The 2749-nt window shown below is 65.4% G+C and carries 2 protein-coding genes and 1 pseudogene; 2 read left to right on the top strand and 1 reads right to left on the bottom strand.

The genetic code is table 11. The features are described 5' to 3' along the window. The first annotated feature begins 172 nt into the window (after positions 1 to 172). Positions 173 to 862: a recombinase family protein gene (locus tag ACWC0C_RS48170; protein ID WP_450871525.1), complete on the top strand. Its 690-nt coding sequence runs from the start codon at positions 173 to 175 to the stop codon at positions 860 to 862. A 44-nt stretch (positions 863 to 906) separates the two neighbouring features. After that, positions 907 to 1646 (top strand): annotated as a pseudogene (locus ACWC0C_RS48165) (IS5 family transposase); the annotation flags it as partial. Positions 1647 to 1878: 232 nt separating this feature from the next. On the opposite strand, the gene ACWC0C_RS48160 reads toward ACWC0C_RS48165, so the two are convergent. Continuing rightward, a complete protein-coding gene (locus tag ACWC0C_RS48160; RefSeq protein ID WP_450871524.1) occupies positions 1879 to 2589 on the bottom strand; it encodes an SAVMC3_10250 family protein in 711 nt (236 codons plus the stop codon). Positions 2590 to 2749 lie beyond the last annotated feature (160 nt).

The following is a 2749-nucleotide window of genomic DNA, read 5'->3' as shown; positions in this document are numbered from 1 at the left end:
GAAAGGGCCAGAAAGAAAGCCGTCAGTAGTGGCCATCCGACGCCCTACGCCAACTACCAGTGTGAATGTGGCGCCAAAAAGCTCTGAAGGTCACATCATGCCTATAAAACGGTGTCAGAAAGTCGATGTGCTCAAGAACTAGAGGGGCACCCTTTTCTGTACTATCTGGCAGGTGCAGCCAGCCCAGGATGACGACGCCGCCGATCTCCTCGCCCCCGTTCCGGCCGTACGGACCGGCGGCCTCGTGGGATACGCACGCGTGTCCACCAAGGGGCAGTTGCTCGACCGGCAGATCCACGCACTCACCGAAGCGGGATGCATCCGGATCTTCGCCGACAAGAAGTCAGGCAAGAACGCCGAACGCGAGGAGCTGTGGAAGGCCCTCGACTTCCTGCGCGAGGGCGACACGCTCGTCGTCCCGTCGCTGGACCGGCTCGGCCGCTCCATCCAGGACCTCATCGCGATCGTGTCCGGCCTGCGCAAGCGCGGCATCGGGTTCACCTCGCTGCACGAGGCGCTCGACACGACCACGCCCGGCGGGCGCCTGGTCTTCCACGTGTTCGCGGCCCTGGCGGAGTTCATCCGCGAACTCATCGTGCAGGGCACCAACGAGGGCCTGGACGCCGCCCGCGCCCGCGGCGCCCGGCTCGGCCGCCCGCCGGCGATGACCGAGGAGCAGGTACGTCACGCCCGTGACCTACTCGCCCGCCCGGGGAACACCGTTACCTCGATCGCGAAGCTGCTCGGCGTCTCCCGCAACACCATCTACAACTACGTGCCCGAACTCAAGGGTGGTCGCCTCGCGCTCGCTGAGGCGACCAACACGGCGGAACTGCCCCGGCCCTCCAGGTCAGAGGACTGACCACCGCCGTTTGCGGCTGGTGACAGCGTTCTTACCAGCACCCCAAAGGGGGACGCCCCGAGAAGCACCCGCGCCGCGAGGTCGTCGACGCGATCCGCTACGTCGTCGACACCGGATGCAAGTGGAGGGCCCTGCCCAGGGACTTCCCGCCCTGGCGGACCTGCTACAACTTCATGGCCCGCTGGGCGGCGGCCGGCGTCGTCGGACAGATCCGCGACCAGCTCCGCAAACGTATCCGCCGCGAGATGGGCCGGGCCCCTGGAGCAGTCGCCACCGTCATCGACTCCCAGTCCGTGAAGGCCGCCGAGACAGTCGGCAAGGACTCGCGCGGCTACGACGGTGCGAAGAAAATCAACGGCCGCAAGCGGCACCTGGTCGTCGACACCAAGGGCCTGCCGCTGTTCGTCATGGTCACCCCGGCCGACATGACCGACCGCGAAGCGGCGAAGGAAGTGCTGTTCCGACTGCGGCTGATGCACCCCGAGATCACCATCGCCTGGGCCGACTCCGGCTATGCCGGACAGCTCGTGACCTGGGCGAAGAGGCACCTCGATCTGACGCTCAAGACCATCAGCCGTCCGAAGGACGCTGTCGGGTTCGTCATCCTGCCCCGCCGCTGGGTCGTCGAGAGGTCGCTCGCCTGGATCATGCACGCCCGCCGTCACGCCCGGGACTACGAACGGCTCATCCAGCACTCGGAATCTCTGATCACTTGGGCCGCGATCACACTGATGACCAGGCGCATCACCCGCCGGTCCTCCCGCAGGAGCGGACAGCCCGCCTCCCGCGAGGCCAACCGGGACTGATCGTTCTCAAGTTCACGGTCGGCAACTCCACCCGGACAGGCCCCAAGAACCTGCCGGGAGCCTACTCCCTCACGAACTCGGCTCGCCGGAAAACCGTCCGCTCCCATCCCGCCACCGAGACTGTCACTCGGGCCGAGCTTCACGTCGGCCACTGATCTGGCGCCGGGTTTGGCGCGCTGCGCGTTGGGGACTAGGCCGTAGCTTCATGACCTACCTTGGCGTGTACTCCACATACAGCGGTGTGGCCAGCACTGCACGTGGTTCCCGGTCCGTGCGCGCGGCGAGCACCCGCGCGTGTCCGCTCAGTCGCACCTGCGACGGGCTGCCATTGGGGATTGCGTAGAAGAAGTCAAGGCACAGGTAACGAATGCACTGTAAGACAGAGCTGCGACGAACAGGGGAGGGAGGCTCAAAATCGGCTATCCCGGCTTCGTCCGGTAGTTCAGCGAGCCTCTGGGCATATGCGCGGATCGCGTCCACGTAGAAGGGAGGCCCTTGCAATGAGCGGGCCTCTTCCGACTGATGACGGTCAAGGACGTTCACAGCCGAACCCACGAGCACGAACGCTGGCAGCTCCATTGCGGCAAAGTAGACCACCTCCGCCGTCGTTGCATCGTCGTTGCGGGGGCCGTCGCCGGAAGCGACGCCGTAGCGAAACCACTCCTCGAACTGGATCCAGTCGCCCGGGCGCAGGTCCTCGTCGCTACGCCTGCGGAAGCCTCTGGACCGCTCGATCATGGCCACCACGGCGTCAAGTAAGGCCGTTGATGATGGCTGTGAATCACCGGGTAGCGATGCTTTCAGGGACGCGATTCCGGCGTTGAGCCCTGCTTCCAGACCGAGCCGCCTGCGGAGCCGGCCCGGGAGCTGCGGTGCTAGTGCCCGCATCTTGTTCTCGGATAGGTACACCAGATCACGCATCGCCCCTCCACAACGGTAGATACTAGGGCCGCTATGACATGGCTGCATCAGGAACAGGTACTCACCTTGTTCTTTATCTACCAAGATCGGCCAGGTCTGCCGATGGCCTTGAGGGTCTCGGGGCGTTTGACGGTCTTACCAACGTCGTAGCGGGGTGCGG

The sequence above is a fragment of the Streptomyces sp. NPDC001709 genome (genome assembly GCF_053596375.1).
The sequence above is the reverse complement of the archived record's forward strand: the minus strand, read 5'-3'. Positions and strand labels throughout refer to the sequence as shown.